The 24,601-nt window shown below is 29.5% G+C and carries 19 protein-coding genes and 1 pseudogene; 10 read left to right on the top strand and 10 right to left on the bottom strand.

Annotated features, from left to right (window positions below):
- Positions 1-13 precede the first annotated feature (13 nt).
- From ACXX8U_RS05105 to ACXX8U_RS05090, 4 genes are all read left to right on the top strand, one after another.
- On the top strand, positions 14-1,369 hold the full coding sequence (locus ACXX8U_RS05105) for a hypothetical protein (protein WP_458564901.1): 1,356 nt from the start codon (positions 14-16) through the stop codon (positions 1,367-1,369).
- 197 nt (positions 1,370-1,566) lie between these two features.
- Positions 1,567-2,085, top strand: coding sequence for a CbrC family protein (locus ACXX8U_RS05100; RefSeq protein WP_166124865.1), 519 nt, complete (start codon positions 1,567-1,569; stop codon positions 2,083-2,085).
- A 156-nt stretch (positions 2,086-2,241) separates the two neighbouring features.
- Positions 2,242-2,721, top strand: coding sequence for a hypothetical protein (locus tag ACXX8U_RS05095; RefSeq protein ID WP_458564900.1), 480 nt, complete (start codon positions 2,242-2,244; stop codon positions 2,719-2,721).
- Between the two features lie 1,761 nt (positions 2,722-4,482).
- A complete protein-coding gene (locus ACXX8U_RS05090; RefSeq protein ID WP_458564899.1) occupies positions 4,483-4,911 on the top strand; it encodes an SMI1/KNR4 family protein in 429 nt (142 codons plus the stop codon).
- Positions 4,912-5,022: 111 nt separating this feature from the next.
- On the opposite strand, the gene ACXX8U_RS05085 is transcribed toward ACXX8U_RS05090, so the two are convergent.
- The gene (locus tag ACXX8U_RS05085; protein ID WP_458564898.1) at positions 5,023-5,514 is read right to left on the bottom strand and encodes a thermonuclease family protein; all 492 of its coding nucleotides are present in this window, start codon (positions 5,512-5,514) and stop codon (positions 5,023-5,025) included.
- 97 nt (positions 5,515-5,611) lie between these two features.
- Between ACXX8U_RS05085 and ACXX8U_RS05080 the strand changes: the two genes are divergently transcribed.
- From ACXX8U_RS05080 to ACXX8U_RS05065, 4 genes are all read left to right on the top strand, one after another.
- Positions 5,612-6,415 (top strand): hypothetical protein, encoded by an 804-nt coding sequence (locus tag ACXX8U_RS05080; protein WP_458564897.1) that lies wholly within the window; start codon positions 5,612-5,614, stop codon positions 6,413-6,415.
- A 68-nt stretch (positions 6,416-6,483) separates the two neighbouring features.
- A complete protein-coding gene (locus ACXX8U_RS05075; protein ID WP_458564896.1) occupies positions 6,484-6,936 on the top strand; it encodes a DUF5675 family protein in 453 nt (150 codons plus the stop codon).
- A gap of 12 nt (positions 6,937-6,948) precedes the next feature.
- Positions 6,949-7,212: a hypothetical protein gene (locus ACXX8U_RS05070; protein ID WP_103726998.1), complete on the top strand. Its 264-nt coding sequence runs from the start codon at positions 6,949-6,951 to the stop codon at positions 7,210-7,212.
- Positions 7,202-7,444 (top strand): hypothetical protein, encoded by a 243-nt coding sequence (locus tag ACXX8U_RS05065; protein ID WP_458564895.1) that lies wholly within the window; start codon positions 7,202-7,204, stop codon positions 7,442-7,444. The genes ACXX8U_RS05070 and ACXX8U_RS05065 overlap by 11 nt, the downstream gene beginning before the upstream one ends.
- 185 nt (positions 7,445-7,629) lie before the next feature.
- Here ACXX8U_RS05065 and ACXX8U_RS05060 read toward each other — a convergent pair whose 3' ends face one another.
- The gene (locus ACXX8U_RS05060) at positions 7,630-8,052 is read right to left on the bottom strand and encodes a DUF6943 family protein (protein WP_458564894.1); all 423 of its coding nucleotides are present in this window, start codon (positions 8,050-8,052) and stop codon (positions 7,630-7,632) included.
- Positions 8,053-8,523: 471 nt separating this feature from the next.
- On the opposite strand from ACXX8U_RS05060, the gene ACXX8U_RS05055 reads away from it, so the two are divergent.
- Both ACXX8U_RS05055 and ACXX8U_RS05050 read left to right on the top strand, forming a co-directional pair.
- The gene (locus ACXX8U_RS05055; protein ID WP_458564893.1) at positions 8,524-8,664 is read left to right on the top strand and encodes a hypothetical protein; all 141 of its coding nucleotides are present in this window, start codon (positions 8,524-8,526) and stop codon (positions 8,662-8,664) included.
- Positions 8,665-9,201: 537 nt separating this feature from the next.
- Complete coding sequence (locus ACXX8U_RS05050) at positions 9,202-9,381, top strand: hypothetical protein (protein ID WP_458564892.1); 180 nt, start codon at positions 9,202-9,204, stop codon at positions 9,379-9,381.
- A gap of 390 nt (positions 9,382-9,771) precedes the next feature.
- On the opposite strand, the gene ACXX8U_RS05045 is transcribed toward ACXX8U_RS05050, so the two are convergent.
- From ACXX8U_RS05045 to mads8, 8 genes and pseudogenes are all read right to left on the bottom strand, one after another.
- Positions 9,772-10,884, bottom strand: a complete 1,113-nt coding sequence (locus tag ACXX8U_RS05045; protein ID WP_458564891.1) for a Card1-like endonuclease domain-containing protein — start codon at positions 10,882-10,884, stop codon at positions 9,772-9,774.
- The gene (locus ACXX8U_RS05040) at positions 10,881-11,459 is read right to left on the bottom strand and encodes a hypothetical protein (RefSeq protein ID WP_458564890.1); all 579 of its coding nucleotides are present in this window, start codon (positions 11,457-11,459) and stop codon (positions 10,881-10,883) included. The genes ACXX8U_RS05045 and ACXX8U_RS05040 overlap by 4 nt, the downstream gene beginning before the upstream one ends.
- Complete coding sequence (locus tag ACXX8U_RS05035) at positions 11,459-12,904, bottom strand: phospholipase D-like domain-containing protein (protein WP_458564889.1); 1,446 nt, start codon at positions 12,902-12,904, stop codon at positions 11,459-11,461. The genes ACXX8U_RS05040 and ACXX8U_RS05035 overlap by 1 nt, the downstream gene beginning before the upstream one ends.
- Positions 12,905-12,906: 2 nt before the next feature.
- Complete coding sequence (locus ACXX8U_RS05030) at positions 12,907-14,265, bottom strand: hypothetical protein (RefSeq protein ID WP_458564888.1); 1,359 nt, start codon at positions 14,263-14,265, stop codon at positions 12,907-12,909.
- Between the two features lies 1 nt (position 14,266).
- The gene (locus ACXX8U_RS05025) at positions 14,267-17,473 is read right to left on the bottom strand and encodes an AAA domain-containing protein (RefSeq protein WP_458566388.1); all 3,207 of its coding nucleotides are present in this window, start codon (positions 17,471-17,473) and stop codon (positions 14,267-14,269) included.
- 786 nt (positions 17,474-18,259) lie between these two features.
- Positions 18,260-18,448 (bottom strand): annotated as a pseudogene (locus tag ACXX8U_RS05020) (hypothetical protein); the annotation flags it as partial.
- Positions 18,449-18,482: 34 nt separating this feature from the next.
- Positions 18,483-19,160, bottom strand: a complete 678-nt coding sequence (locus tag ACXX8U_RS05015; protein ID WP_458564887.1) for a PP2C family protein-serine/threonine phosphatase — start codon at positions 19,158-19,160, stop codon at positions 18,483-18,485.
- The gene (gene mads8, locus ACXX8U_RS05010; RefSeq protein ID WP_458564886.1) at positions 19,160-24,598 is read right to left on the bottom strand and encodes a methylation-associated defense system ATP-binding protein MAD8; all 5,439 of its coding nucleotides are present in this window, start codon (positions 24,596-24,598) and stop codon (positions 19,160-19,162) included. Before mads8 ends, ACXX8U_RS05015 begins: the two co-directional genes overlap by 1 nt.
- Positions 24,599-24,601 lie beyond the last annotated feature (3 nt).

The following is a 24,601-nucleotide window of genomic DNA, read 5'->3' as shown; positions in this document are numbered from 1 at the left end:
AAATAACAAAAATATGAAAGAAGAAAAATTAGTTATTTATCAAACTAAAAAGATATTCACACCAGCATCATCTGCTAAATTTACATTTGTAGAAAGGGAAGGAAAAGTTAATAATCACTTTGTTGATGCATTAAATACACCTGGAAAACAAATTGTCTTATATGGTCATTCAGGTTGCGGAAAGACAACATTATTAAAAAATAAAATCAACCAAATTTATGAGAATTCTTATACAACACGTTGTATGGAAGGGATGACTTTTGAAAACATTTTATTGGATGGATTTGACCAACTTTCAGGATTGTATAACGAAAATAGTACTTCTAAATCATTTAAAATTTCACCTGAAATAAATCTAACATATTTAGACATTAAAGCTAGTATTAAACTAGGAGATTATACAAAGCAAAAAACGGAAACGAGTAAACATATTTTACCGCCACAACTTACACCACAAAGATTGGCTAAATTTTTTGGAGCTTCAAAATCGTGTTGGATATTGGAAGATTTTCATAAAATTAAAGGTGAAGAAAGAACAAAAACTTCACAATTGATGAAAGTTTTTATGGATATGTCCGAAGAATTTGAAGATTTAAAAATAATTGCATTAGGAGCAGTTGGAACAGCTAGACAAGTTATAGAATACGATAAAGAAATGAATAATCGTGTTGCAGAAATATTTATTCCTTATATGAATGCAAACGAAATTGAAAGTATTATAAATACAGGAGAAAAATTACTAAACATAATTTTTTCAAAAGATGTAAAATCTAAAATAATTAAATATTCTTGTGGTTTACCCGCAATATGTCATCAACTTTGTCTAAATATTTGTTTTAATAAGAAAATAACAGAAACTGTTAAGACTAAAACATCAATTAACATTGATGACTTAGATGAAGCGATTTCTAAATTTGTTGAAGAAAAATCAGATACTCTAAAAGCAGATTTTGATAAATCTATAAAAGTTGGTAATGGGGTAAAAGTTAATGTTCCAAAAATTATTTTAGAAAATTGTTTAGAATTAAACAAAGATGAATTTTCATATCTAGAAATATTTAACCGAATAAAAAACAATGCAATTAATGAAACACATTTTACAAAATTTCTATCTGAATTATGTATGCCAATTAGAAGTGAAATTTTAGTTTATGATGAAAATTCAAATCTTTATAGATTTAATAACCTATTTTTAAAAGCATATGCTTATCTAGGCTTGAAAGAGGAAATAACAAAGAATGAAAATGCAGAATTAGAAAACAAAAATCTAAAAGAAGCGAATATAATTAAGAAATTACTTGAGATTATTGAAAATGATATTTATAACCAATTGGAAGATGACGACTATTTTATAAATGAAGAAATATAACATCTGCTAACAGGCGTTTGGCAAGATTGCGAATTTTGTAGTAAATTCACGTTTACATTTCGCAAGAAATTTTATCTTTAACAGAAAATAATCGGTTCCGAAGTTCGCAACCTCGCCAAGCGCCAGAACGTTGGTGGCAATATTACCTGAAAATCGCAGAATCGAAGCAAAATAAAACTAAACTTAAAAAAATATTTATGGAGTTACCAAAATTTGAATTTAGTCCAAACGCATACGAACTTGATGTTTTTGAAAAAGAAGACGGAATTTGTTCTTGTTGTAACGAAAATAGAAACTTAAAATATACCGGCTCATTTTACAGCGAAGAAGAACCTGATTATATCTGTGCTTGGTGTATAGAAAACGGAAAAGCGGCAGAAATGTTTGAAGGAGAATTTAACGATTATGCAGGAATTGAAAATTCTGAAAATATTGCTGAGGAATTATTACTAAAAATTAGCGAAAGAACTCCAAGTTATATAAGTTGGCAACAAGAAGTTTGGCTTTCACATTGTAATCAACCTTGTAAATTATTAAGTTATGCAGACGCAAAAACAATTGAACCGTTGTTAGACGAATTAAATGACGATATTGAAAACAACGGATACGAACCAGAAATAATAAAAGAGCACTTATCAAAAGAAGGAAGTTTAGTTGGTTATTTATTTCAGTGTGTGAATTGCGGACAACACAGATTACACGTTGATTGCGACTAATAAATACTGCCACCAACAGGCATTTGGCAAGATTGCGAATTTTGTAGTAAATACACGTTTGTTTCTCGCAAGAAATTTTATCTTTGATAGAAAACAATCGGTTCCGCAGTTCGCAACCTCGCCAAGCGCCGGAACGTTAGCAGTAATTTAAAAAAAATGAGAAGAAATCTATTTATTAATAATCTATTTATTGTTCTTTTAATGGTTTTTATTTCTTGCAACAAATCAAAATCTGAAGAGTGGACAAAATCCGACATGGCTCATTTAATTCAAGAAAAAACTGATTTAAAATTACCAATAAATTTTAAAGTTATACTTGACTCTGTTAAAAATACTGAAGATGCTTTTGATTCTGATTACTTTTATGCTTTAACGATAGAATACAAAAAGTCTAATGAAAAAGAAATAATTAAGCAGATAACTAATTCTATTCTTTACGATACAATCAAAACGAAAAATTATGCTGATCCAATTTGGGCAGTAATAAATTCAAAAACTGAAAAAGGAATATGGGCAAATGAAAAAAAAGGATTTGAATTTTTGCATTGTAATAATGACAAAAACAGAGATGAACCATTTTATTTAACTGTAGATACATTAACAAATAGAATTGAACTTAATTTAACGTATTTATAAATAAAAAAACTACTGCTAACAGCGGTTTGCTAAAATGGCTAGTTTTGTAGTAGATTCACGTTTTTCTTTCGCAAGAAATTGTATCTTAGCATCAAATAATAATTTACGAAGTCGCCACTTCAGCAAGCCGCGGCCCGTTATGTGCAATTATGAGCTCGAAACCTGATAAATAGCTTAAAATTGGATTAAAAAGGAAAACGTTTAAAGCGGAAAATAAAGAATTTAATTTTTCGTCAAGCCTTGCAAACGAGATTTGCTGAAAATGTATTTTCAAAGCGAAGACGCTTAAAGGGCTTGCCAAAGTTATAAGAAAAAAACCAGAAAGTCAAGTGTTTTTTTATTCTAACTAATTAAACGTTAGACTTTAGCAATTTTTAAGCTAAGATTTTAAAAGACTACTCCTATCCGTACGGTAGGATAAGATCAATCTTTTAAAATCATTTATCTAGTTTTCTCACATCCTAACTGTTCCTGCTTTTCTTTTCGCGGCAGAAAAGAAAACAGCACATAACACGGGCTAAGAGAAATGCCTTGCGCTTTCCTGGAGAAAATAGTACAAACTAAAAAATTTGACTATTTTAGCTCAAAATAGGAAAGCAGCCGAAAAAAGGCACTTCTCCTAGCCCGAAACCGTTATGTGCAATTATGAGCTCGAAACCTGATAAATAGCTTAAAATTGGATTAAAAAGGAAAACGTTTAAAGCGGAAAATAAAGAATTTAATTTTTCGTCAAGCCTTGCAAACGAGATTTGCTGAAAATGTATTTTCAAAGCGAAGACGCTTAAAGGGCTTGCCAAAGTTATAAGAAAAAAACCAGAAAGTCAAGTGTTTTTTTATTCTAACTAATTAAACGTTAGACTTTAGCAATTTTTAAGCTAAGATTTTAAAAGACTACTCCTATCCGTACGGTAGGATAAGATCAATCTTTTAAAATCATTTATCTAGTTTTCTCACATCCTAACTGTTCCTGCTTTTCTTTTCGCGGCAGAAAAGAAAACAGCACATAACACGGGCTAAGAGAAATGCCTTGCGCTTTCCTGGAGAAAATAGTACAAACTAAAAAATTTGACTATTTTAGCTCAAAATAGGAAAGCAGCCGAAAAAAGGCACTTCTCCTAGCCCGAAACCGTTGTAGGTCAGTTGTGCCGAAATTACGCAGAAATCTATTTTAAGTTTACAAATTGTTTTCGCAAGATAAAACGCCGACGCTAAATAGCTGCTTAAAATTCAGAAAAGCAGAATCCTGAAAAGCAGAATCCTGAAAAGCAGAATCCTGAAAAGTGGAAACCGAAAAGTGGAAACCGAAAAGTGGAAACTGAAAAGCAGAAACTGAAAAGCAGAAACTGAAAAGCAGAGACTGAAAAGCAGAGACTGAAAAGCAGAAACTGAAAAGCAGAAACTGAAAAGCAGAAACTGAAAAGCAGGAACCGAAAAGCAGAAACTGAAAAGCAGAAACTGAAAAGTGGAAACTGAAAAAATAGAAACCGAAAAGTGGAAACTGTAATGTTGAAACAAAAATGCAACAACCGAAAAGCAGGCGCAGAAAATAGCAAAATAGAATTACGTTAGTTTAGTAATTTCTACTTCACAACCGCCCTACAACACACACTACAAGCGATTTGGGTATCTGTCTTGACGGGAAAATGGTTTTGTATTTGGGAATTTTGGCTAATCCGAAAAATAACGCTAATTTAGTCCCAAACCGCGTGTAGCGCGGGAACGTTATAGGCAAGCGTGTCACAAAATTGCACATATTTTAAAATGGAAAATTTCGAAGAAATATTAATTGAAAAAGGATGGTCAAAACGTGAAAAAAAAGCGTCTATTGACTTCAAAGATATTGAAAAAAGTATTGGTTTTAAACTTCCTACTGACTATAAAAGTTATGTGGAAAATTTTTATGGCAACGAAAATTTTATTGGAAATGAATATGTAAAACTTTGGGATGCAGAAAATGAATTGCTTGAAAATAATGAAGGCTACAGAATTACTGAAAATTTAAAAAATACATTTGGAATTGGCGGAAATGGAAGCGGAGAATTTATCGCAATTGAATATTTTAAAAATGACAATTACAGAATTGTATTGTCGCCTTTTATTGATTTAAGCAAAGAATCTTTTATAGAAATTGGAATTTCATTTTCTGATTTCTTAAACCGACTGAAAAATGGAAAGAATTGGTTTGAATAGATAAAACGCCTGCCTATAACAGCGGTTTAGTCTTAATACGCTTGTGAAGTATATATTTTATTGGCACTCACAAAATTTAAAAATCCTTTAGTACAACATAAGTACAACAAATCAAAAACTTTTTACAGAACTATAAATACCCAATTGATTAAGCTGCGCTTGGCGGTTCATCATTTGATATTCTGCGAGCTGGCCGCAGTAATATTGTTGTGTTGCTTTTGCATACCCATTGATCAAAAGCAAATCATTCAAACATTCTCCTCCTGGTAATATTACATATCCTAATTGTCTGTTCCAGTAGTCGTAGTAGTTCTCCTGTTCTGTAATGATAGTTACAGCCGTTTTAGGCGGTGCAACCGACAAAACGAAGTGTAAGGATTGCAAACCAAATTGGAGCAATAATTGGGCAGGTAAACTGCTTTTCGCCTCATCCTCTATCATCTTCCTATTAATCTTTACTTCTGGTGCATCTAAACCATAAAGACGGATTTCTTTTTTCATTTGAGTGAAACGATGGCAAATGATGATGCTATCCCCATCAAGGACTTCTTCAATTTGCCAATGGGTTTCCACTATGCACGGTGCTTTTGCGTTGTATTGCATTGATTTACAGTTATTTAAGTTATTGATATTCAAAGATAATCATTGAAATTTGTCTTATGAATTTTATCTAATTATTAACTTTTTAAATCTTAAAAAAATGGCAAGACAAAAAGGTGTTATTAAGTACGTTGGAACTCTTGGAGATATCCGACACTTCAAAATTAAAGGACAGGAAGGCTACTTCGCTGGAATGGTTGGTGGACCAACTGGCGACCAAGTATTATCTGCTCCTGAATTTGAGAGAACTCGTGAGAATATGAACGAATTTGGCGCTTGTGCCAAAGCCGGGAAATCTGTTCGAACTGGTTTATCTCAAGTGATGAAACAAATGGCGGACAGCCAAGTAACTGGAAGATTAACTTCTATTATGAAGAAAATCAACCTTGAAGACCAAACGGAAGCCAGAGGTTACCGTAAAATTGAAATCACTACGCAACGTAGTTACTTGAAAGGATTTGAGTTTGACAAAAACTCTTCTTTCAATGGGATTTTCAACGCTCCTTACTCATTAACTCACGGAGTTGCTAGAGAAACTGGTGATTTTGTTGTTGATGCTTTTAATCCAGCGAATTTGGTTAATGCTCCATCAGGTGCAACTCATTTCCGTTTGATTACTTCGCTTTCTGTAGTGAGTGATTTTGAATACAACGCTACCACAAACAGTTATGATCCTATGGATGCAGACTTGAATGAGGTAAACGATATTCAATACAGTGCTTTCTTGGACTTGTATGCTCCAGTTCCTTCTACAACTGTAACAGCAACTTTACCTGGTGCAGTTCTTCCGACAGCAAATGTTACTGTTTTGCAATGTATCGGAATTGAGTTCTACCAACAAGTTGGTGGAAATTACTACTTGTTTTCTAGTGGTAACTGCTTGAAAGTTGAGGATGCTTTTTAGAAAAACCTTCCGAAAATCCCTCGCCAAAAGTGAGGGATTTTTTGTTTAATCTCAAATCTATCAAAACTATGGAAAGCAAAATAATAAGAGTAGCACAAGGCAAAGAAAGTACATTGAGCCAGTTATACATTAACGGCATCTTTCAATGTTATTTGTTGGAGGATAAAATTAGAGAAGTGAAAATTCCTTCTCAAACTGCTATACCAAAAGGTGTATTTAGTTTGAAATTGAACACTATTGGAGCTAAAAATGTGGATTACAAAAAAGCTTTTGGAAAGCTGCACGAAGGAATGATTGAGATAAGTGGTTTACCAAACTATAGTTTTGTTTATATCCATACCGGAAATACCATAAAAGATACTGCCGGTTGTCCGCTTTGTGGTTTTGGTTTCCAGTTTGTAGATGGTAATTATCAAGTTACCCAAAGTGTGGCAGCTTACAAAATGATTTATCCCAAATTGGTAGCATTGGCAAAAACCACATTCAATTCAATGATCATTGAAAATAATTTTCAATTCTAAAAAGTTCAAACAATGGAAAACATAAACATCATCGCAACACTTTTTGGAACACTCATCACCTTACTACTGTCTATTGTGGCTTATTTTATCAAGCAATTGCACACTGATTTTAAGAGTATGGAAAAAGATTTGGTTGAAGTAAAAACGATGGCTTTAATTATCAAAACCGAGTTTAAAAGTGGTAATGACTTACTGAACCAGAAAGTAGAATATTTAGAAAAAAGAGTACAAATAATTGAATTAACAATCTTAAAAAGTCAAGATTATGAAAAATAAAAATATGAATATAGTCGAGCGTGTTGTCGCTCCTACTCCAAAATGGTTTAAAATTCTTCGCACTGTTGGAATTGCTTTGGCTTCTGTTGGAGGTGCAATCATTGCTTCTCCTGTTGCGTTGCCAGTCGGATTAGTTTCGGCAGCTGGTTACTTGGTTCTTGGTGGAAGTATCATTTCGGTAGTTTCACAAACGGCGGTTAAAGCTGAAGAGCAGCCAGAACCAAAGGAATAAAAAACCAATAAAATGACTTTAGAAGCTCCGTTTTTCGGGGCTTCTTTTGTTTATAGCAGTCAATAAATTACAATTGCTTTGCTTTTCTCCGTTTTATTTAAGTGGTGCAATCATATTGCACTTATGCGTTGGTTTGCTTGGGAATAAGGTGCAAACAATCCTAGTCCGAAAGGACCAGGATTGTTTTATTTTCTATGGTAGCGGTATAAAATGGCTCTGCGAAGGTCATTAATGAGCATCATATCTTCTTTGTATTGCTTTTCTTTTTTCTCCAAAAGTTTGAGAGCTGCAACATTTTTTTGGTGCTGCTCGTGTTCCACCATCAACAAATTAGCTTGTGGATTGAATTGTTTTTTGAAATCATTAAGGCGTAAAAACGGAATTACAGAACCAACTAAATGTTGATGCCAGAATTTTGTTTGCCATAAACTATAAGCAATGAAAAAAAGGCTTTCGCAGTCCTCCTCGTTTTGAAAAATGATAACAAAACTGTTAGTAAATGGCTCTTTTTGTGGCTTTCCGCTGTTCATCCCTTTGTTAAGTAGGAATAGATGCGGTTTTGAATAAATCGTTCCAACTCGGTGAGTTTTGATGATAAAATTGGTCATAACATTCGGCTTTAAAAATTGATTAGATTTTCAATTTTTCGCGGATTTTCTCTTGAAATGCAGGTGTGCCTCGCTACGCTCGACCTATAAAATTTTTCAAAAGAAAAAAAAGAAAAAAAGAAAGCCGTCTGTTCAAGTGGAAGGTTTCAGATAAAAAAGTTTTTTAAAAAAAATACTACCCGATACATCATCGGAAGTGTGGGCGTTAAAGCGGAATTGAATGTTGATGCGAAACGTTATGGGTGGAGATTTTTTTTAAAACCCGTAGGGCTTGAACTTTTTTTTCTGAATACCTGGAACTTATCTTTGCTCTCTTTTTTTTTATTTTTTGTTTTGAATATCCAATCGAAGTTTTTATTGTTTTTTTAAAGGTGATTGAGAATAGCCATTTCAATAAAATCGGAATTGTGTTTTTTTAGTTGGCTATTTCCAATCGGAATGTTCTTGTTTAAACGGATTTAATCTGAAGGAATGGGAGTTGATTTGAAAGATGGTCGTCTTCGGAAAGGGTATCAAATTCTTTGGATGGATGAAAAAACCAAATTAAAAAATAAAAATGCTTTTCATCCGGCCAAAGAATTTGATACTCTTTCGTTTGCAAGAGTTTATTGATTTTTATTGGTCAAACGTAATGGTCTTTTTTATTGGAATTGTTCTTGGTGACCATTTCTTGGATTTGATTTTTGAGGATGCTTAATCGTCTTATGAAATGAGAAGTTTCAATTTAAACGGAATGTTGTACTGAAAATGGAAAGCATCTTCAAAAAACAATGCATTATAATACCGAGTGCGACGGTGCAGTAGCGCGTGCAAGTGTATCATTATTTTATTTGCTGACTGCGATGTTTCTGATTGCTTTTGTGGAAAAGTTGATGCCATAGATTTGAAAGAAAGATAATGCTTCAAGCTTATACCATTTATTATTAGGAACGGTATGGCATCGGCTTTTCCGCTGAAGTAATTACTTGGGATTTTCTGGCAAATAAAAAAATGATACTCTTGCTGGCTTCTCTTGATTTTGTGGGTGTTGAAAAATGCTTATACCTATATCGTGAATATTAGAAATAGAGTTGATAAGCATTTTACAACACTTACAAAAGCAATGCAAATACTACCGATTTATGCGTAAAGTTGTTAAAAACAGTTACCGTGAACGTTCTTGAAAGCAAGTATAACCGTAAAGTTTCCGATGAAATGGCGGACGTTGTTAAAGACAGTGGCGAAGGACGGTGTTTTTTGTGGCTGGGTGATGCGATGGGAGCTGCAAAAAATGTTGTCCTGGAGCCACTGGCAAGCGCGTTGGGTGTGGCGGCTGTTTTACATAAATGATATTATAGCTTCATTGCAAAAACCAAAAAAACAATAAACTCGCTTTGTGATGAACTATAATACTCAATTATGTAACACAGCTTGGGGAAAAAAATTACTGGCGCAAGTTGCGAAGCGTACGTGTTTTTTCTAAAAACTGTGCCAGTAATTTTTTTTGGAGCGTTGGCGAAGGAGTGGCATTTGAAATGTAAAACGTTCTTTTTACCACCGGACGAAAAATGATATTCTTGTTACTGTAAATGAAATTAGCGAAATGAAACAAACAAAGATGTGAGTTTAGGAATACTTGGACTAAACGAGGATTTTGTGCAGATGAATGAGATAATGAGTTATTTTAAAATTATGTTAATTGATAATTTAAGAATAATAGATTTTATAATAAACATAATACTACATAGAAGCTTTATTTTCTATTTCGTTTATTAACTTAATTAATTTATTAATTGGATTAACTTCCTTGTTGAAAGCAATAGAGTAAAACAATTCAATATCCAACTCCTTGCATTTTTCAATTATTGATGGGTTTGGCAATTCTCGACAAACAAGGATAGATTTAGCAATTACTCCACCATAGGTTTGCTTTACAATTTTCATTTTATTTATGTCCTCTTGTTTTACTAAACCGGATTTACATTCGATAAATATTAATTTTTTACCCGTATTGATTAAAATATCAATCTCGTTTTTTGTTGTATTCTTATCCGATTTGAAATTAAGTTCAAAACCTAAAAATAATTCTTTAAACTTTATTGATTTAGCAATTTCTTGAGCAATTATTAATTCCCACCAAACTGCCTTAAACATAATGTCTTGGACAATCTTTGAATTTAATTTTAAAATATTCTTATTATTAGATTCAATATTTATTGAAGTTTCATCCCAAATAACTCTAAGATTATTATTTACTAATTCATTACCCTTTATTGGTAGTAAAGTATTTTTATTTAAATATTTCTTTCTAAAAGCACCAATAATCACTTTGTATCTATTGTCGTTATTAGCAAAATTTTTGATTTTTTCAGCTGTTTTAAAATCTTCTTCTTTAAAATCTGTTATTGCTTTAAAATTATAAGTTTTATGACCGCTTAAATCAAAAAACTCGTTTGCCGCTAATTCTATACTAATATTTTTCCTTTCGTAAGACGGAAGCACTAAATACGAATCATCTTGATTTATATAAAATCCATTTAACCCTTTTTCATGGATAATGGCTTGACATGCCAATACCATTATTTTAGTACCACCAGTTAGATTAAAAGTAATTGAATCTTCGGGATTTATTTTTTGGATTATTTTTTCACAAATCGACTTTATTTCATAAAAATCAAAGGCATTACATCTATACTCATTTTGTGAAATACCCTTAATCATTGGTTTTAAATTATTAAGACTTTCTATTGATTCCTTTGATACAATAAAGTGAATTTTATCAGGGCTAAACTCTTTAATACCAACATATATTGGTAATAGTTGGCCTCCTACTAAAGCTATTTGATGTTTCATAATAGAAATATTTCGGGTTGATTTACCAGAGGATCATAAACGATATTTAAAATTTCAGAACCTGGCATCGGTTTTCTTAATTCTTTCAAATATTCTTTAAAATCAACATATACAATTTTACAACCATAATCTTTACCAAAGATACTTGCGGCAGCTACCATAGATTTTTTTCCTCCAGTTATATCAAGTGTCACATTAGAATTTGGATTCAAAATCAAAGTTTCTTTTAATGCTTTATAAATAGTATCAAAATTTTCATCATCGATATAAATCATTTCATAATTTGATTCCAAAAATTTCTCTAAATAATCATTACCCTCACTTTGATTATTTGTTGTGAAAATAATATGCTTTTCTGGTTCAACAGCTTTGGCAGTTAAAATAATTGGTTCCGGAGAAAATCCTAAAATTGAAAATAGCACACCTCCTGAAGGAATACTATCTTGATAATTAGTTTTAAAATTATCGATTACTGCCTCGAAAAGATTATCATAATAAAGCTCTTGTGCTTTATTGAAATTTCCTGAATTTGCTAATTCAAGCCATTCATTTAAATATGGTATGTTCTTTTTCATTATTCTATTTCTAATGTTAAATTAAAAAATTTAAGAAAATATTTTTCTATATTAAATTGAAAGTATTGCTTTTTAACGATTGTAAAGGTATTCCCTTCAAAAACACAATCATAAGTATAATTACCAACTGTTAAATGAGTATTTTTTTCTGATATTCCATAAAAAATCGGAAGTTTAACAAAATCGCCTTTTTCAACATTAATACCTGTATTTGCTTTTACTACAAGGTCTTGTGGGATTAAAGGAGGAGATATATTTTTATACTTTTCATAATTTATATATGTTTTAATTAATTCCATTCTTTGAGGAGCAATTTTATATATATAATTACTGTGATTGATTAAATATTTATGAAAATCAAGGAAATCTGCTCTTTGTTTTTCATCCAATTTGCAACCTACTTCAAACCCGTTAATTAAACCGTGATTTCCATCAATATTGGCAGTAAAAATTAAACCATCAGCTTCGGATATTACTCCTTTAGAATGATTATCAAAATTACCGAAAATATTACAACCTTTTTTTGCTAAAACTTCCGAAGCTGATAAATGATCATTTCTATAATTCATACCTCTACAGAATATGAACACTTTAACTCCTCTTATCACAGCATTTTCTAGCGTATCTACTAGCTTTTGAATATGTTCTAAACCAACAATACTATAGGTCGATAAATAAAGGTATTCATTTGCATTATCAATAATATTAATAATTTCGTCAAGAAGATTTAATGTGATATCTAAATAAGTAAATCTCAAATTAGAGTCTGTTGCTTTTGGCAGATTATCAAATGCATAATTTATTTGAGAATAGTTGACCATCATTTTCCCCTTCTTTGACGAATCAATAAATCCAGAATAATTAGTCCCCTTGATATAAATAATATCAAAAAGTTTATCTAATTCCTCACTACTGTTTTTGTTTAAGTAAATTCCGGATTCCGTATTTTCATTTAAGGATGGCGTGGTTAAATTAGCACTCATAATGAAACCAAATCCTCTATCAGCAATAATAAACTTAGCATGAGCAGATTCAGATGCTCTGACATGAACTCCATTATCTGTTAATTTTTTTATATTATTTAAATGAATTGAAGATGTTTTATCACTCATTTCCTCTTCCGTTAAAAATTCACTTAATGATGAAAGATTATTTAGCTTTGATTTATCTAGTTGTGTTAATATAAATATTGCAACATTTGTACTTGTCGCTTTTTCTAGTATTAAATCAAATAATTCTTTATCTGTTATAATAAAACTACAGATTTTAAGAACAGTGGTACTATTATTAATAATTTTAATTATTTCTTCTTTTAGTCTTACATTATTATTTTGGGTTATAAAGACTGTTTCATTTTTAGTATAATTTTTATACGTTTCAGCATCAACGTTACTTATAAACGCTCCTGTTTCTAAATTATCTGTATGTTTTATATTGATTATCATATTTATAAAGCTAACATGTGTTGATTGACATCTAATTTTTCTAATACCTCATACTCACCTGCAGCTACCATATAATTTCTTAGGTTATCTTTATATTCAGGGTAATTAATTAGGAATGTGTCTACGTCCATTTCAGAAACTTTAATATTATTTAAAATGCTTTTTAATGCAACAACTTTCTTGACAAATTCGTCAGTAGTCTTATAATATATATACAATATAAATACATTATTATCAGTGTTTCCAAACTTGTAATCTCTCTTTCTAATAATATTAGAAATTAATTTTTTGCGATCTGGAGCATTTAATAACATTTCTTTATTAATATCTATACTTATTTCTGAATCTTCATTAACAATGTTTTCGGAATGAGCATTTTTTATATCAAATGTTTTTTCAATTACCTTAATTAAATCTTCGCTACTAAAAGAGAAGCATTTATTTTCACTTTCGTTATGCCTATCAATTTCTTGCCAATTAGATGTTAGTATTGGTTTAAAATTTTCATTATTTTCTTCTCTTTGTCTTGGTACAACTATTTTGAACTGAAGATTTTTAATTCGGTCTTTTAAATTATTTTCAAAAGAATAAACATTTTTCCTTGCTGCATCATAATATGTTGTGCTATCTGATAAAGAAAAAATAGGATAACCATCTAAAAGTTCCTTCTTCAGGGTGTTGTCTTTTTTTGTAACATTAACGATGCAGTGAAGAGTCAACTTTGAGAACGATAAGTCTTCAATTTCCATCAATCCCAAAGGAATATTCATTTCATCTCTATTTTGAAACTCTATGCTTTTGATTTCATCAATTATTTTAGATTTGGAAAGTGGTGTGTGAACAATATCTGGACCAAATGGTTTTATTAATTTGGTTACTCCATATGAATTTGTCCTCAAATAAGAATCACTTTCATTTAAATATTTTGAACTGTAAAATGTATAAAAGATTTTTGAAAGTGGTTTTAATGAAATGCCATCAATAAAAAAATCATATGACTTTTTGTGCTGTCTTATAATTGATTCATGTACAAAAACTTCAGTCCCAAGTTCGCTTAAAAAATAATTATTGTTTTCTGTTATCAAATGCCCATCATAAATCAACTTATTTATTCTAAACTCAATTAATGATTTTGATGCTCCTAATAAAGCACCTAATTGTTGAAGTGAATAATTCGGTTTAGCAATTAAAAAATCAACAATAACTTTATCTAAACTATCTAACGGATCTTTAGTGCTATCTAAAACAACAGAATGAATGCAATAAATCGGATATTGAATGCAAAACATACCCAAAATTTGCTCTCCTTTTGAAGACAAATCTTCATATAACTTTTCAAAATCTATACTAAATAATCCCATATTATAACTTTAATGAAATTTGTTGTTTTTTATAATCTATTTCAAAGATTTCTACTTCAATAAAATCATGTAATTTCAAATTCTTGTTTTTAGGAATTTGTCTATTATGTAACAATCCTTCGTATTCACTTTCAAATTTAATGAAATAGCCAAAATTTACTTGATTCACAACTTTCCCTTTAATTTTTTTTCCAATTACTAAATCATCTTTGATTTGAGACCAAATTCTTTTCCTTTTTTCAATAATAGATTCTTTACTGTAGCTATTATTTTCAACTACACTTTTTTTAGGTCTTATTTCTGCTTTTGGGAAATTTAAAGTAACTCTTTCGTTTTGCGTATCAAAACCATGAATAATTAATCTTAATTCATAACCAATATCTAGTAATTTAACTGAATTTTTAAATTGCATTGACATAAACGAAACTGGCAACAAGCATTCGAATCCATCAACTAAGAAAAATGCTCCAAAAAAGACATCCTTATTAGTTCCTAAAGATTTGAATGTTGCTTTTACTTCATTACCGATTTGATATCTAGTTACTATCTTTTCAAATGGAGAGGAGCCATTATGATAATCAGCTATATTTATGAAATTACCCATTTCATCATTTTTACTTAACTGGACTAACTTTCTAAAAAGGTTTGTATAATTAAATATTCCATCAAAATGAGAACGGAAGTCAATTAGCGTCACTTCGTTACCTACTAATATCAATTTCTTTTTAGCTCTACTAAATGCGACATTTAACCTTCTTGCATCATCTAAAAATCCTACTTTGAGATATTTTTTCTTACCATCAATAAATTTTACTTTACTGTGATCTGTTGACCTAGTAAAACTAAAAATAATAATATCGTATTCTTTTCCTTGGAAGGAATCCAATGTAGCAACATCAATATTTTTATTTTGACAAGCAACAGACTTTTTTATAAATTCTTTTATGTTGGATACCTGAAACTTATATGGGGCTATGATAGCTATATCTTCTGTTTTGACATTGTTATCTAATAATTTAGGCAACACAAACTCTGTTATGATTTCCGCCTCAGTATCATTCTTTACAGAGTTTCCTTCTTTCTGTTCATAAGGGTTTTTAGAATTTGATGTATCAAAAAACACGATTTCTTTATCAAAAGGATTTGCCATATCAATTCTATTTAAATGGGTTCTACTACCCATAAAAACTTTAGAACCATAAAATGACTCTGAAACAAAATTTCCAATATTTGGATGCATTCTGTGCTGGTAATTTAGCATTTCTTTATTCTCAGAAGGAAATTGTTTACTGTCAATTCTGTTAATCAAGAACTCAAAAAAAGATGTTTTCAAGGCGTGCGTGATTTCATCAGGGGCATACTCTTTACCATAAATTGAATTTGGAAAACTCTTTGGGTCTTCTTTATCAATTAAAGAACTATCCATATATGGTGGTAATTGCATTTGATCACCTACTAATATTACTTTTTTACCAAGCTCTATGGCTACTAATGTTTCAGCAATATTTGCTTTACCAGCTTCATCAATAATTACTGTGTCAAATTTGAAATTACTTTCTTTGAATATTTTATCGCCTTTAATGCCAATACATGTGGCAAAAACAACATCAACAGAATTATAAATAATAGGTTGAAGTAAAATTTCATATTCGTTGTTAAATGAATTTTCCCAATGTGAAAGTGCCTGGATTGTCTCAAAAAGTTCTTTTACTGATAAACCAGATAAACTATCTCTTAAAATAAAATGCTTCTGTTTAAAAGTTTCTTTTAGATAAATATAATCTCGTGTGAGCTCATTCACTTTCTCATTGAAACCTTCTAAAATACTTTTCTTATCCATGTCCGTTTTAATAAACTTCAAAAACACTTCTGTTAGCGTTTTTTGATTTTTAATAAAACACTTATAGTCTATTTTGTATTCTTCAACCAGATTCTCGTAGCAATATTTTAATAAGTTTTTATCAATACGTTCAGGATTACCAACTCGAAGTAAATTTAAATTAGGGTTTTTAGCCATTTTTTCAAGAACATTGTCAACGGCAACATGGTTTTGACCTGAAACTAATATCTTTTCATTATTGGCTGTTAATTGCTCTATTATCTCGGCAATTACTGTTGTTTTTCCAGTACCAGGAGGACCTTGCACTAAAAAAATATTTTGGTTTCCAATTGCCTTTTTAACTGCTCTAACTTGAATGTTATCCGGCTGTTCAATTTCTGTTCTTACTAAATCACTATTCTTAAAATTTATACTTTTTAAAATTGGAGTTTTAACTTTCGATGGATTTACCAATAAAGATTCTATATGATCAATTTTAATCTTTTTGTCTAGAAAATCTTTTATTATTTCCCTTTGTATATCAAACTGTTTAGTAGAAACCCTCTTATCAATATAAAATCCATTTTGCAATAATTCAACAAGAATATCTCTATTGAAGTTTAAGATGTAATTTTCCTCTTGTATTGCAATAAAACCATCTGATAATTTCGACAGTTTCTCTTTTTCATATAATCTAACATTTAAAACGGTTCCTTCCTCTAACTCTAATTTATCTCCTATCTCTCTCGGGAGTTTGATTGAAATACCACCAAAGCTACTATTGATTTTCTCGAATTTTTCAACAAATACATTATTCTCCTTTTCATTAGCCAATAAACTAATTTGATATTCTAGAAATTTGTCAATTATTGCTAATGTTCTGCCTTCTTGTCTTAATATTTCACTAGTATCATTCCTTAATTGTTCAATTATTTGAAAACACTCTAGCTTTGTTAAACTGTAGTTCAAGAACTCTTTCTGAGAATCATCAAAGGGTAATGCTCCCAAAGGAGAAATTATTTTTAATTTATTAGAAAATAGAAATGAACCATATTTTGCATTGTTTTTCTTTGCATTTGTTGCGGCCGAAAAACTTTGTCCGAAACTAAAGTTTTTAATTAAAAATCTAACATCTTTCTTGTCTTTTGAAATTACTACTTCTCCAAAAAAATTGGTTTCATCATTATATAATGAAAATTCAATAGTTTCAAATTTATTTGCATCATTCTTGGAATTACTCTTCTCTCTTTTGTTTATTTTGAACCAATACTTTTCATTAGACAGCTTTTCAAGTACACTTTTTTCATTTTGTTCATTGTATAGTTCGCCCTCTAAAAAATATGGAATTGCTTGATTTTTGAATGTATTTTCAAAAGAACCATCACTCATCAAAAATTGAATATAAAGTGTTATACCTGTATCAATTTCTTTGCTGAAAATATTTATATCTAAATCAAAACCATCTTTTATTTTTTGAACTTGTTTATCTGTAGCCTTTTGTCCTAAAAGTGTTTTTTTAAATTTATTAAATGATTGTAATTCATCTTCAATAAAATTTAAATGATCTTTATATTGTTCTTCAATTTCTAAATCATCGAATTGTTCCTGATGGGATGGAACAAAATCTATCAAACTAGATTCTTCAAATTTGCTGTTAATTTTTAATCGTAACTCTTTTGTTTGATTATTAAGAAGTGATTTTCTAACAATCCCAAATAATTTATTTTTGGTTTGAACTAGGTAAGTATTATTTAAGTCCTGAATGATTTCGACATCAAACTCTTCACCTCGTTCTAATCTTTCCCATTTAACTGTTTGAATTAATGGCTTAGCAAGATGTTTTTGCGTTATTATTACTTGTTTACTATTTTCATCAACGTTGAAAATAACACATTCAATTATATCCCCAATTTTATATTTTTTAAATAGCTGTTCACTTTGAGGTAATGACCAAGCAATATCAACTAAAGAAAGTCTTCCTATGTAACCGCCCACATAGTCCGTAATGATTTGAGATGGAGCAACAATTTTTGATATTTTAACTTTTACAACATTTCCTGGTGTAAATAGTTTTTTATCATTTTTAATTTCTTTTATTTTCGACTTTATTGAAATATTTTGGGGAACAACTATATTTTCTAAATTGCCAATTATTGATGAACTAATCGTATTATTTGAGATTTCATCCATTCTCTTTTTAAATGAGAACTGATATGCTAAAATTTCATATTCCTTTTGATTGATTTTAGTATTTGGGTTACTTTCAATAAAAATACCATTCTCCTTTAAAAAATCCACAGCTCTTTCAAGAGAAACATTTAATTCTCGAAGGACTTTATTAATGCGTATATTCCTTTCTGACATATTTAAAATTTTCTAATCAATAATGCTTTTAAATCTATTTTTTTTGACCAAAAACATAACTGTAATTGTCTTTCGATTTATCAATTAATTCACTATTTATTTTTTCAAAGTCTAATCTAACAAAATCTAGAATTGATATTGTGTCAGTTACTCCATCTGAACATATAACAAAACTGGAATAATCATAATTCATAATTTCAAAATATCCCTTTTCAATTATTTCTCTTTTACCAGAGATAGACTTTGTTACAATATGTTTATATTTTTCTATATTTTCAGAAGAAATAATATTTCCCATATCCAACATTTCATTTATTAAAGAATGTGATTTTGATTTAAATATCTGATTATCATCTTTAAATAAATACAATGAAACATCACCAACCCAAAATAGAAAAGATTTTTCTTGACCTAGTATTAAACATCCTAAAGTTGCTCCAGACTTAGTGTCATATTGGTCAATTAACCCCTTTATTGATAAATTAGCTTTTTTTATAGCTTCATCTATTGATGTTGAGTTGACTTGGTTACAATTCCTTAGGTAATTAAAAACTGTCCCTGCAACTAAATCAGCAGCTTTCTTCCCATTTTCATAACCACCCATACCATCAGCAATTAAATAAATTTGAGTATCCGAAGATAATTCCTCAATGAGAATAATATCCTGATTTTCCTTTCTTTTACCGATACCTGTATGTGAAATAATATTCATTATTTTCTATCTGCTTTTAAAGTTGCTCCACCATGTTTAGTAAATCGAGGTCTAGTTGAGATTTTAACTGGATTGTTTGTGATACCTAACTCTGTTGCTTTAGATGACCAGAGAAAACCTTCTCCTGGTTTTAACATACTTAAATCATTAGCTGATAAGTTTCCTAATTGATTTATTGACTTTTGTATATGCTTTAGCCATTGAGGAGAATTAAATTTATGTAATAAAACAACTGAGCTTAATTCAATTATTTCATTTGGTAAACTTGGTGGGTCTTGACTTGCTATCATTATACTAACACCTTTATGACGCATTTCTCTAATAGCAGTCACAATATTATTTGTTAAATCTTTGTTGTCCATGTACTTGTGAGCTTCATCAAATACAATAAACTTATTAAACGGTTTTTCATTATAAACTTTTACCCCAGAGAAAATGTTTAACATTATTACAAATAAACCTAAAGCTTCATCTTTTACAATAAATTCATCTCTTAAGTCTACAATAATTAATCTGCCTGGTCTTATTATTTCTTTAATATACAAATCATCATTAATATATTCTTGAGCAAAATTTAATTTCTGACGTGCTAAAGCTTTTTGAGAAGAAGTAAGCAGTTCCGATTCTTCAACACTCTCGCGTAAACCAACTAATGAAAGATCATTTCTTTGAGCTCTCATAATAGCTTTAAGTTGTCTTATGTATGCAGAATCGTTACCAATTGCACCTAAAAGAAACATCCAATCTTGAACATTTAATTCTTTTGAATTAAAAGAAATTGGCAAGACTTCAATTGAAGGAAACTCAAGTCTTCTCTCTTCAATTTTATCTATAGGTGATAATAAGACAACATCTTCAATTGATGCTGGATTTGCCCCATATTTTTCTTTTAAGATAGCAAGTTCACGTTGTTGATCATTTTCAAAAATCATAGAAGTGAACTCTGGCTCATAATCCATGCTTTCACTATAATGAAAAATAACTCCTGCCAAAGGTGAGTTCAAAATATTTACATTTTGAACTTGTTTTAATACCATTTCTGAAATGGTACCAATTGTGTAACTTTTACCACCACCTTGAATACCAAATAAACTTATGGTATTTGTTTCAGATAAATCTATTGCTATTTTTTTATTATGAATTGACGTGCCCAGTAAACCAAACTGTTCAGACGATGACGATTTACCTATTAAAATATCATATTCAGGAGCTGTAAAACTTTCAAAATTGTTTTTTTTATCTGAATCTATTTCAACAATTTCAGATTTTTCAATTGCTATTATTTCATTATTATCAAGCAAATGCTCATCTTCCAATTTAGGATTTTCCTCGATTTCTAATTCTTTATTCTCATCCTTTTTCTCAATAGTGTGATTTTGTGAACCGGGTCTTTTTTCCTTCTCCACTTCAGAATCACTTCGCATATTTTCGTCGTTTGACGGTTTTAGTTTCGGTTCATATTTTTTTAGAAATGGTTTTAGTTTTTCATTTGCATTAATACTAATAGCTAAATCTTTTGTTAAATCAAGGTCCTCTAATCTTTGTGTATTTAAATCTGAATCGACGTCCAATATTTCTTTAATTAGTGAATGCCCAAAAGTAAAGATTGTAGTGTTTTCATCTAAAATCTGTTTTAAATGTTTTTTATCAAATGAAAAATCAAAAATAAATCCAACTCTATTAAATTTTAAAGTATAACCATCATTCAAGGTTTGAATAAAGTTAATATATGAATTATAGGCATTGTCAGAAAGATATTGATATCGAAAAGCTCTCTCAATGTAAAATTCTAAGATACGTTTAAATTCTAAATTTTTTATTTCTCTATCTAATCTATCTTGCGATTTATAGTTATTTGGGTCAAAATGTGTTTTTAAAGCAAGTATCGTATTTTCGATTTGCTCCATCATCTTACTTTTTAATTCATCTCTTTCACTTGTACTTAAATATGTTCTACATTTAATTTCTAAAACAGAAATGTTTATTTCTCTTGTTTGAGTATTTACAGTAAAAACTAAATTATCAGCTCTACTTTTAGAATTTGAACTTAAATTCTCAAATAATTCTTGATGCAAGTCTATTGGAACTATAAAAGCATTTTCTAAAAGACCTTTCTTTTGCAGAACTCTTTTTGAAAAGGCAGAACCAATAACTTCAAATGCTTTATTTTTTGAAGAATTTAATTGTAAAACCAAGGAACTACTAATTGCTCTTAAATCTTCTAATAAAGTTTTAATACAGATTATATCTTTTTCATTAGTTACATCTAAACCAAATTCTTCAAAATGTGGACTCAACAGACCTACGATTTCAGATGAAGGTTTTGTTGTTAAATAAGATGAAATCCCAGAAATATCTTCACTTGGTATATAATCTAAGAGGAAAGGTATTTCATTATCAACCGATGGTTGGTCAAATATTTGAGGACCTAAATTTTTATCAAAAGTTATCACCCAATCTGAGTATTCATGTAAATGAGAAATTAAGACTTTATCGCGGTCATTTAAATCCAATTGTATTGCTGGTATTGCATCTGTATTATGTGAAGCTAGTGCACATGCAATATTTTTTTGAAAATTAGTAAATATTGAAGTTGAAAAAATTGATTTTGCTTTATTAACATCAATATAATTTATCCATCGCATCGTATCTGTACCTTTATCAAAGAATGCATCCGTTGTATTTATTGTAAATAAACCATTTAAGAAATCGGATTTGAAATCTAAATTTGGTTTAGTTAATGTAATTTTTGATGTAAAAGGATTTACAAGGAAACTTAAATGAGCATTGAATTCTTCAGGTGTTGTAAGGAAATCTTCAATACTATTAATTGAAAATCTCAACTTTGGAAACAGTCTATTTTCAGAAGCTTGAGAAAACAATTCAGCTTCTTCAGATATATTAGTCTCTGGATTTATTAACTCTTTTAAAGCATTTCCAGGCTCAATTAAAGAAACATTACCAATAAAAATACGAACCTCAAATTTAGTGTCAGAATATTCATTTATTCGGCTTAGTTCCACAAAAGCATCTGCAAATTTGTCTGCATCGCCAACGTTGAATAAATTAATAACTAACTTATCTGTATATGGGTGCTGAATCAAAAAGTTTTTAAGATGTTTTACCAATAATGTTTTACTTACTTCATTATCAGTATAATTATCTTTAGATATATTTAGAATTGATTTATAATAATGCTTTAATTGATGGGTTACAGGTACAAGGTTGTCTTTACCTTTTAGATTTTCAACATTAAAATAAATACCCCAACCAAAAGTTATTTCACCAGAATATTCATAATTAATAAAATTTGAAGGATCGACAAATACATAAGGATTATTGCTAGGATGTATTTTACCAAGAAAAATCTCTTGTAATCTATTCCAATCCTTCGCGTGATCGATATATTTTATAGTTTTATCTTGCCAATTTTCAAAGACTTCTATTAGATTATAAAACCACGCTAACCTTAATGGATGCAATGGCGATATTAAAACTGCACTAACACTTTCATTATTTGGTAACTTTGTTTTAACTTTAACTAGATCTAAAAACTGAATTTCTGAATAAACTAACTTAAGCTTTTCTTTGTCACTTTCGTCAAAATCAGTCTTACTAATTTTTTTGTTTAATTCGTTAATCCAATTATTATATCTGTCAAGATATTCTTTAATTTCTTCTTTGAAATCAGCGATATTAGCAGTTTCAAAAATTCCATTTTGATTATTGTTTGATGCTAATATTTTTTTAAATAATTTCTCTCTTGCTATTAGTAATTTTTTTGGTGCAATCTCATTTAAATTACTTGGTAAAAATTCTATACTTTCAAATCCTATTGAAGTCTGATTGTTGCTAACTTTAGCATTCACATAACCAATTGAAGAAGAATTTTGTAAAAACTCTTCTTCAATTTTACGAAGTTTCGAGGAAACTATAATTTGATAGTTATGTTTCTGACTATAATTTATATGAAATATTGAGTTTGTTTTCTCTTTTTCATCATTTAGCCAAATATTTGATGTTTCACTTGGTGTAGGATTTTGAGAGTCTGAACCTTCTTTCAATAATTCAATATTAAATTTAAAGTGACCTTGTAAGACATTATTCAATTTATCCTTTCTTTGATTTTCTTCTTTATCAGGATTCTCACTTATTTCATATTCAAAGTCTTCAGTATCAGAACTTAATTTGAAATTATAATTTTGTTTGGATTCTTTTGTCTTACCATCCTTTTCCCATGCTTCTTGAATTTTATCACTCAAAAAATCATCGTTTATATTTAAAATGTTTCCATTTTCATCTTCAGCAATTATTTTAAAAAAATAGGACCCTTCTTCTAAATTATTTGTGTTTAATTGTACAGTAGCTTCCCTATATTCTTGTTTAGCATTTGAATTTCCTAATTTTCTCAAAGTATTTATTTCAACACCAGCATAACCATCTACTTCCATTAATAGAACTCTAAAAAACTTTAATTCATTAACTTGATTTGGTGGTGGTGTTGTTTTAAAACGTATAGTGACATTTGAGTTAGAGTTTTCTTTCGCTTTTAAAACTTTTCTTCCTTCTTCTTCTACAAAATCTGTTGAACGAACTTCTAATACTTTTAGCTTTATTTCTTTAAAATTTAAATTTGGTATTTTCCAATTGTTAAACCACAGATTTGGATATTTATTTGAGACAATATCTACTAAATCAGAAATTGATTTAAGTTCCGATTCTTTTTTAAACAAATCAACAATCTCTTTTTGAATTGAATCTTTTTCAATCTCTAAACTTTCAACTCTTTCATATAGTGTTTTGTTAAAAGTAGAAAGCGTTTGACAACTTTGAAGATTAAGTGATAATCTTGATCTTATTGAATTAAAATCATTTAAGAGTGCTTCATCTGGTAGAATTTCTAAAAAATTGAGTGATTTACCAAATGATATTTTGTCATACGAATTATCTTTAATACTAATTAAAAATAATATGTAATTAAATTTGTTACTTTTTGAAGGTTTTAAGATGTCTTCAATTGCTTTTATTACAATTTTGAATTCAGAAGGTATATCACTAATCAATTCTTTCAATAACTCATTTTCTATATTATCTAAAGCTATTTCCTTAAATGTCGCATTACCATATGAATCCTCTGCAGCTGTCCTATTGTTGGCTGGGATTAAAATTAATAGAGGTTTGCTTTGATTATTTCTTAATTCAATTAATTTAGTTGCTGAAATAAAACAATCTTGTTCTTCAATTTCATTAACAATAAAAACATCAATATTAGGAAAACAAATAGTAAGTTCTTGCCACAGTACCTTTAATTGATCTTCACCTAGACCAGTTATTTTCATACAATGCCCAGGCTTGGCAGTTTCAAATTCATTGTTATGTAGCTTAGTTATTAAGCTTACTATTCTTGAGTAATATATTTCTTTATAATTATTTTTCATCTT

The sequence above is a fragment of the Flavobacterium sp. GNP001 genome (assembly GCF_054343775.1).
Note: the sequence above shows the minus strand (reverse complement) of the source record. Positions and strands in the feature narration are given on the sequence as shown.